General features: G+C 63.4%; 7 protein-coding genes. All 7 read right to left on the bottom strand.

All coding sequences use genetic code 11. The annotated features are described in order from the left end of the window. Nucleotides 1–926: S1 RNA-binding domain-containing protein (locus ACIPHN_RS25615; RefSeq protein ID WP_400441964.1), on the bottom strand; the 926-nt coding region annotated here is incomplete at its 3' end. Between the two features lie 204 nt (nt 927–1130). After that, complete coding sequence (cmk, locus tag ACIPHN_RS25610) at nt 1131–1799, bottom strand: (d)CMP kinase (RefSeq protein WP_400441962.1); 669 nt, start codon at nt 1797–1799, stop codon at nt 1131–1133. 58 nt (nt 1800–1857) lie between these two features. Next, nucleotides 1858–3189 (bottom strand): 3-phosphoshikimate 1-carboxyvinyltransferase, encoded by a 1332-nt coding sequence (gene aroA, locus ACIPHN_RS25605; RefSeq protein ID WP_198982819.1) that lies wholly within the window; start codon nt 3187–3189, stop codon nt 1858–1860. Between the two features lie 77 nt (nt 3190–3266). Continuing rightward, nucleotides 3267–4154 (bottom strand): prephenate dehydrogenase, encoded by an 888-nt coding sequence (locus ACIPHN_RS25600; RefSeq protein WP_400441960.1) that lies wholly within the window; start codon nt 4152–4154, stop codon nt 3267–3269. 35 nt (nt 4155–4189) lie between these two features. Then, the gene (pheA, locus tag ACIPHN_RS25595) at nt 4190–5263 is read right to left on the bottom strand and encodes a prephenate dehydratase (protein ID WP_400441957.1); all 1074 of its coding nucleotides are present in this window, start codon (nt 5261–5263) and stop codon (nt 4190–4192) included. A 134-nt stretch (nt 5264–5397) separates the two neighbouring features. Continuing rightward, on the bottom strand, nt 5398–6510 hold the full coding sequence (gene serC / locus ACIPHN_RS25590; protein ID WP_400441954.1) for a 3-phosphoserine/phosphohydroxythreonine transaminase: 1113 nt from the start codon (nt 6508–6510) through the stop codon (nt 5398–5400). A 72-nt stretch (nt 6511–6582) separates the two neighbouring features. Further along, nucleotides 6583–8862 (bottom strand): DNA gyrase subunit A (gene gyrA, locus ACIPHN_RS25585; protein WP_400441951.1); only part of this gene is annotated, 2280 nt, incomplete at its 5' end.

The raw sequence follows: 8862 nt of genomic DNA, 5'->3' as shown, positions 1-8862 counted from the left end.
CCGACCACCACCACCGCACCGCAGTCGGTCATGTTGGTGACGTTGCCGTACAGTAGGGTTGGTTTCGGGTTTAGAGTCGTGTGCTCGTCCGACGTTTCGTCGCCCAGTTGCTTCACGCCCAGGGAGACGCGGTTCTTCTCTTGATCGTACTTGAGGACCTTGGCGGTGATCTCTTGGCCAACCGACAGCACTTCCGACGGGTGACGCACACGACGCCATGCCAGGTCGGTGATGTGCAGCAGGCCGTCGATGCCACCCAGGTCCACGAATGCACCGTAGTCGGTGATGTTCTTGACGATACCGGTGACGACGGTGCCTTCCTTCAGGGTTTCCATCAGCTTGGCGCGCTCTTCGCCCATGGAGGCTTCGATCACGGCACGGCGCGACAGAACCACGTTGTTGCGCTTGCGATCCAGCTTGATGACCTTGAATTCCAGGGTCTTGCCTTCGAACGGGGTGGTGTCCTTGACCGGACGGGTGTCGACCAGCGAACCCGGCAGGAAGGCACGGATGCCGTTGGTCAGGACAGTCAGGCCGCCCTTGACCTTGCCATTGACGGTACCGGTCACGATCTCGCCGGACTCCATCGCCTTTTCCAGCGAGAGCCACGATGCCAGACGCTTGGCCTTGTCGCGCGACAGGATGGTGTCGCCGAAACCGTTTTCCAGCGATTCGATCGCAACGGAGATGAAGTCGCCGACGTTGACTTCGACTTCGCCGTTGTCGTTCTTGAATTCTTCAACAGGGATGAACGCTTCGGACTTCAGGCCGGCGTTGACGATCACGAAGTTGTGATCCAGACGCACGACTTCTGCCGAAATAACTTCACCCGAACGCATGTCCTGACGCGACAGCGATTCTTCAAACAGAGCAGCAAATTCGCTGGAGGTATCAACACCTGCAGCGATGACGGTAGTGGTAGACATAAAAGAAATAAGAAAGATTGGCCGGTATCCGTTTCATGCAATCGTCCTGACTTGCACTGCCGCCTTCGTTGCCGCTGGCGACATGGGTACTGGGTTAGGTTTATCAACACCCGTCAGACTTTGCATCTGCCGGGCACCAATGGCACTACGGGTACAACAAGGTCTTGCCCGTTATGGGACCGGAAAGCGCCTTTTCAAGCGGTTTCAGTGCCCCAGGGCAGCGTACCAGCTGAGTACCTGCTGCACCGCCTCGTCAGCGGTCATGTCGGATGTATCCAGGTGATATGCGCCCTCCGCAGCCTTCAAGGGGGCCGACGAGCGATTCATGTCGCGTTCGTCGCGCTCCTTCAAATCCTTGGAGAGGTCTTCAATATTAGCAGAAAAACCCTTGTCAATCAATTGCTTATAGCGCCTTGTGGCGCGCGCTTCCACACTGGCGGTCAAAAACACCTTCAGGCGGGCGCCGGGGAAGATCACCGTCCCCATGTCGCGACCGTCGGCGACCAGGCCGGGGGATTTCCTGAATGACAACTGCAGGCCATACAAGGCCTGGCGCACCGTGATCAGGGTGGCAATCTTCGAGGCGGTATTGCCGACCTCTTCGGCACGGATGGCCTGGGTCACGTCCTCGTTGGCCAGGAAGATATGGGCGCCGTCGAAATGGCAATGCAGGTGCTCGGCCGCCTTGGCCAGCGCGTGCTCGTCATTGAGCGCCACGCCGCGCCGCAGCACCGACAGGGCCGTCAGGCGGTACAGCGCGCCCGAGTCGAGATAGTGGAAGCCCAGCTGCTGGGCCACCTTCTGCGCTACGGTGCCCTTGCCCGATGCGGTGGGGCCATCGATGGCGATGACCGGTATCTTTGCTTTTTCCATGATCTGAAACCTGTACGAACAAATAATTTAGCTGATTTTGCCTAATGCACAGGGTGTATCAGATCAAGGTTTGCTCGGCAATCTTTTTGAAGACGTCGAAATAATCGGGGAAGGTCTTGGCCACGCACTTGGGATCATTGATGCGCACCCGGTTGCCACGGCGCAAGGCGCCATCCAGTGATGCCAGCGAGAAACACATGGCCATGCGGTGGTCGTCATAGGTATCGATGGCGGCCGTGCCGATCTCGGCCGGCGGGGTTACCTTGAGGTAGTCGGCGCCCTCCTCCACTTCCGCGCCCAGCTTGCGCAGCTCGGTGGCCATGGCGGCCAGGCGGTCGGTTTCCTTGACGCGCCAGCTGGCGATATTGCGCAGCGTGCTGGGGCCGTCGGCATAGAGCGCGGCCACGGCGATGGTCATGGCGGCGTCGGGGATGTGGTTGAAGTCGGCGTCGATGGCCTTCAGAGGGCCATTGGAGGAGGCCTCGATCCAGTTCTCGCCCATGGTGATGGTGACGCCCATCTGCTGCAGCGCTTCCACGAAGCGTACATCGCCCTGGATGCTGTCGCGGCCCACGCCCTCGACCCGGATCGGGCCACCGGCAATGGCGCCGGCAGCCAGGAAGTACGAGGCCGACGAGGCATCGCCTTCGACGTGGATGCTGCCCGGGCTGCGATAGTGCTGGCCCGGCTTGATGGTGAACTGCTGCCAGCCGTCGCGCTCGACCTCGACACCGAAGCGGCGCATCAGGTTCAGGGTGATCTCGATATAGGGCTTGGAAATCAGCTCGCCGACCACCTCGATCTGCATCGCTTCCTCGCGCGCCATCAGGGGGGCGGCCATCAGCAAGGCCGTCAGGAACTGGCTGGAGACATTGCCGCGCACCTTCATGCGCGTCGAGCTCAGCTGGCCGCGACGGATGTGCAGCGGCGGATAGCCGGGATTGCCGGTGTAGTCGATGCGCATGCCCACGGCATTCAAGGCATCCACCAGGTCGCCAATCGGACGCTCGTGCATGCGCGGCACGCCATGCAGCGTGTAATCGCCACCCAGCACGGCCAGGGCCGCGGTCAGCGGACGGATGGCGGTGCCGGCATTGCCCATGAAGAGATCGGCCTGGTGCACCGGCAGCACGCCGTTGACGCCATGCACGATGTAGTCCTGGGTGCCTTCGATCTGCTCCCACTTCACGCCCAGGGTCTGCAGCGCCATCAGCATGACCAGGGTGTCATCGGAGGCCAGCAGGTCGAAGATGCGGGTGGTGCCGCCGGCCAGTGCCGCCAGCAGCAGGATGCGGTTGGAAATGCTCTTGGAGCCCGGCAGCTTGACCGTGCCCTGCACGTGGGGCACCGGGGCCAGGTCGATATGTCGGGGGTAGGAAGGCTGTTTCATCGTCGTTCGGTTTCTGTGGATGAATCGGGCCGCCGTGGCGGCAATCAGTTTTTGTTCCTGTCGGGACCGAGGCGGGCTCAGCCCGGCTTGCGTTCGGCTGCCTCGATGGCGGCGGCCCATTCCAGGCGCGCATGCTGCGCGTTGGCATAGATCTTTTCCAGCGCCGCGCCGTCGCCGGCGGCGATCATCGCGCGCATGGCCTGCAGCTGCGCCAGGTAGGTATCGACTTCCACCAGCAGCGCATCGCGGTTGGCCAGCGTGATATCGCGCCACATCTCGGGCGACGAGCCAGCGATGCGGGTGAAATCACGGAAGCCGCTGGCGGCGTACTGGAACAGCGTGGCCGCATGCGGCTTGCGGGCGATGTCGTCCACCAGCGCAAAGGCCAGCACATGCGGCAGGTGGCTCACCGAGGCAAACACCGCGTCATGCTCCTGCGGCGAGAGATGATGGATGACGGCACCGCAGGCGCGCCAGGCGGCGGCCACGGCCTCGACATCCTGAACGCGGTTCTCGGGCAAGGCAGCAACCACCACCTTCTTGCCTTCGTAGAGATCGGCCAGCGCCGCCTCCGGGCCATGCTTCTCGCGGCCGGCGATGGGATGGGCCGGTACGAACTGCGCAATGCGCGCCCCCAGGGCCTTGCGTGCCGCGGCGACCACGTCGCTCTTGGTGCTGCCGGCATCGGTGACGATGGCCCCCGCCTCCAGATGGGCGGCGATGGAGGTGAGGATGGCTTCGGTCTGTGCCACCGGCGCGGCCAGCAGGATGAGGTCGGCACCGGCTACGGCGGTCGCCGGATCGGTGGCGATGGCATCAATGATGCCCAGCTCGCGGGCGCGTTCCAGGCTCTGCGCGGAACGCCCCACACCGACGAACTGCGTGTCCGGATGCGCGCGGCGCAGCGCCAGGGCGAAAGACCCGCCGATGAGACCGACGCCGAAGATGACGACTTTCTTGAACACGATGGCCTCGCAAGCGAAAGTGGACGAGACCGGGCTCACAGGCCCAGCGGGTAGGAACCGAGCAGCTTGAAGAAGGCCGCGTTCTGGCGCAGCTCTTCCAGCGCCTGCGCGACCTTGTGGTCTTGCTCGTGGCCTTCCAGGTCGACGTAGAAATAATATTCCCAGGAGCCCATGCGTGCCGGACGCGATTCGAAACGCGTCATCGACACGCCATGGCGCGCCAGCGGAGCCAGCAGGTTGTAGACCGCGCCCGCCTTGTTGGGCACCGACAGCACGATGGAAGTCTGGTCGCGTCCCGAAGGCGAGGTGCGCAGGCGACCGATCACGGCGAAGCGGGTGCGGTTGTGCGGGTCATCCTGGATGTGGGCGTTGACCACCTGCAGGTTGTACTTCTGCCCGGCGATCTCGCCGGCAATCGCCGCCACGCTACCGTCCTCGCCCGCCATGCGTGCTGCCTCGGCATTGGAGGCCACGGCCTGGCGTTCGATGGAAGGATAGTTCTGGTTCAGCCAGGCATTGCACTGGGCCAGTGCCTGCGAATGGGCGCAGATGCGGGTGATGCCGTTCATCTTGCCGGTGGCCGTCATCAGGCTGTGATGCACCGGGATGGAGACTTCGCCGCTGATGGTCAGGGTGGTCTGCAGCAACAGGTCGAGGGTGCGGTTGATCACGCCTTCGGACGAATTCTCGATGGGGACCACGCCGAAATCGGCGGTACCGGCCTCGGCATCGCGGAACACCTCATCGATGGAGACACAGGACAAGCCCTCGATGGCATGGCCGAACTGCTGGTACACCGCCTGTTCGCTGAAGGTGCCGGTGGGGCCGAGATAGGCCACCACCACGCGCTTTTCCAGCGCGCGGCAGGCTGACATCACTTCGCGGAAGATGGTCTGGATATCGGCGCCCAGCAAGGGGCCGGGATTGCGTTCGGCGGCCTTTCGCAAGACCTGTGCCTCGCGCTCCGGACGGAACACCGGGGCATTGGTCTCGGCCTTGACGTGGCCCACTTCCTGCGCGACACGGGCGCGCTGGTTCAGCAGGTCGAGGATCTGCGCATCGATGGCATCGATCTTCTGGCGCAGGGGCAGCAACTTGTCGTCACTCATCTTGCTCTTTCATGTTCGGCAGGCCGCACCCGGAGACGACCGGAGGCGGCACGATGGCATGGCATGGTGTCAAAAACTGCGTGCGGCGCAAGCCATCAGGCCGGCACCGCACGGGGTTCAATGCGGCAACGGTATCAGCCGTGCTGCTTCTCGAAGTCCTTGAGGTAGTCGACCAGGGCCTGTACGCCCTCGATCGGCATCGCGTTGTAGATCGATGCACGCATGCCGCCGACCGACTTGTGGCCTTTCAGCTGCAGCAGGCCGCGCTCTTTGGCGCCGGCCAGGAATGTGTCATTGAGCGACTCGTCGCGCAGGAAGAACGGCACGTTCATGCGGGAACGGCAGTCGGCTGCGATACGGTTGCCGTAGAAATCGGTACTGTCCAGGTAGCCGTAGAGCAACCCGGCCTTGGCGATATTGCGCGCTTCCAGCGCGGCCACGCCACCCTGGCGCTTCAACCACTGGAACACCAGGCCGGCGATGTAGATCGCATAGGTCGGCGGGGTGTTGTACATGGAATCATTGTCGGCCACGATCTTCCAGTCGAAGGCCGAGGGGCAGCCCGGCAGCGCGTGACCCAGCAGGTCTTCGCGCACGATGACGATGGTCAGGCCGGCCGGGCCGATGTTCTTCTGGGCGCCACCATAGATGACGCCGTACTTCGATACATCGACCGCGCGCGACAGGATGTGCGAGGACATGTCCGCCACCAGCGGCGCGCCATCGGTATCGGCGGCCACATCGGGGGTGAACTGGTATTCGACGCCGTCGATGGTCTCATTGCTGCAGATGTGGACGTAGGCGGCATTGCGCGAGAGCTTCCAGTCGGCGCGTGCCGGAATGCTGGAGAACTTGTGTGCCGCCGAGGAGGCCGCCACATTGACGGTGCAATAGCGCCCTGCTTCCTTGATCGACTTGGTCGACCAGGAACCGGTGTTGATGTAGTCCGCCACGCCCGGCACATGCTGGCCGGCCGGTGAACGCAGTGCCGCCAGGTTCATCGGGATGATGGCGTTCTCGGCGATGGCACCGCCCTGCAGGAACAGCACCTTGTAGTTCGACGGGATGCCCAGCAGCTCGCGCACATCCGACAAGGCTGTCTCGATGATGGACATGAATTCCTTGCCGCGATGGCTCATCTCCATGACGGACATGCCACTGCCATGCCAGTCCAGCATCTCGTCGGCTGCCTGTTGCAGCACTTCCTTGGGCAATACCGCCGGTCCGGCGGAAAAGTTATAAACCATGTCTGCGTTCGCCATCAAAAAAGGCGGCGAGGTCAATCCAGCTTCCCTTGCCTGCCGCCTTGTTCCTGCTTCTTACTCGCCGGCGGCAGGAGTCTCGCTGCCGGCGCCCTCGGCGTTCTCGCCGTCCACCACGTCTTCCACATCGGACTCGACCACGCGCTGCAGGCCGGACAGTTTGGTGCCATCCTCCACGGCGATCAGGGTCACGCCCTGGGTGGCACGACCCATTTCGCGGATCTCCGACACGCGGGTACGGATCAGCACGCCACCGGTGGTGATGAGCATGATCTCATCGCTGGACTCGACCAGGGTCGCGGCCACCACCTTGCCGTTGCGCTCGCTGGTCTGGATCGCGATCATGCCCTTGGTACCACGACCATGGCGGGTGTACTCGGTGATCGGGGTGCGCTTGCCGAAGCCGTTCTCGGTGGCGGTGAGCACCGACTGCTGCTCGTTCTCGGCCACCAGCAGGGCGATGACCTGCTGGGTTTCTTCCAGGTTCATGCCGCGCACGCCGCGGGCGGTACGGCCCATCGGGCGCACGTCGTTCTCGTCGAAACGCACGGCCTTGCCGGCGTCGGAGAACAGCATCACGTCATGCGCACCATCGGTCAGCGCGGCGCCGATCAGGAAGTCGCCCTCATCCAGGTCCACGGCGATGATGCCGGCCTTGCGCGGGTTGGAGAAGTCCGACAGCGGGGTCTTCTTGACCGTGCCCAGGCTGGTCGCCATGAAGACGTAGCGGTCATCCGGGAAGCTGCGGTTGGCGCCCGACACTGGCAGGATCACCGTGATCTTCTCGCCATCCTGCAGCGGGAACATGTTGACGATGGGCTTGCCGCGCGAATTGCGCGAACCCTGCGGCAGTTCGCAGACCTTCAGGGAGTTCAGGCGGCCACGGTTGGAGAAGCACAGGATGTAGTCGTGCGTGTTGGCGATGAAGAGCTGGTCGATCCAGTCGTCATCCTTGGTCGCCATGGCCTGCTTGCCGCGACCGCCGCGCTTTTGCGCACGGTATTCGGAGACCGGCTGCGACTTCATGTAGCCGGTGTGCGAAAGCGTGACCACCATGTCCTGCGGCGTGATCAGGTCTTCGGTGGCCAGGTCGGTGGCGTTGTGCTCGATGGTGGAGCGACGCTCATCTTTGGCACCGATACCGTAGTCGTTGCGGGCGGCGTTGAGTTCGTCGGTGATGATGGCGGTCACGCGGGCCGGCTTGGACAGGATGTCCAGCAGGTCGGCGATCTGCGCCATGACGTCCTTGTATTCGTTGACGATCTTGTCCTGCTCCAGGCCGGTCAGGCGTTGCAGACGCATCTGCAGGATTTCCTGGGCCTGTGCGTCGGAGAGCTTGTAGAGACCGTCGGACTGGATGCCGTAATGGGCCGGCAGGCTTTCCGGACGGAAGGCTTCGATGCCGCCTTCGTTGGCTTCGCCGGCGCGGGCCAGCATCTCGCGCACCATGGACGAATCCCATGCACGCGTCATCAGCTCGGCCTTGGCGATCGGCGGCGTCGGCGCGGCGCGGATGATGGCGATGAAGTCATCGATGTTGGCCAGTGCCACGGCCAGGCCTTCCAGCACGTGACCACGTTCGCGCGCCTTGCGCAGTTCGAACACGGTGCGGCGGGTAACCACTTCGCGACGGTGCGACAGGAAGCAGTCCAGCAGTTGCTTCAGGTTCAGCAGCTTGGGCTGGCCATCGACCAGCGCCACCATGTTCATGCCGAAGGTGTCCTGCAGCTGGGTCTGCTTGTAGAGGTTGTTCAACACCACCTCTGGCACTTCACCGCGCTTCAATTCGATGACCACGCGCATGCCCGACTTGTCGGACTCGTCGCGCAGGTCGGAGATGCCTTCGAGCTTCTTGTCGCGCACCAGCTCGGCGATGCGTTCCAGCAGGGCCTTCTTGTTGACCTGGTAGGGCAGCTCATCGACGATGATGGCGATGCGGCCTTCGCGGCCGTATTCCTCGAAGTGGGTCTTGGCGCGCATGACCACGCGGCCACGGCCGGTGCGGTAACCATCGCGCACGCCCGAGACGCCGTAGATGATGCCGCCGGTGGGGAAGTCCGGTGCCGGTATCAGCTCGATCAGTTCATCGATGGTGCATTGCTCGTTGGCCAGCAGGTGCAGCGCGCCGTTGATCACCTCGGTGATGTTGTGCGGCGGGATGTTGGTGGCCATGCCCACGGCGATCCCGGAGGAGCCGTTGACCAGCAGGTTCGGGAAGCGCGCCGGCAGGACCGACGGCTCCTGGGTGCGGCCGTCGTAGTTGTCCTGGAAGTCGACGGTGTCCTCGTCGATGTCCCGGACCATCTCCATGGCGAGCGGCGCCATCTTGGTCTCGGT

This window comes from Herbaspirillum sp. NPDC087042, assembly GCF_044745245.1.
Taxonomy (GTDB): Bacteria; Pseudomonadota; Gammaproteobacteria; order Burkholderiales; family Burkholderiaceae_D; genus Herbaspirillum.
The sequence above is the reverse complement of the archived record's forward strand: the minus strand, read 5'-3'. Positions and strand labels throughout refer to the sequence as shown.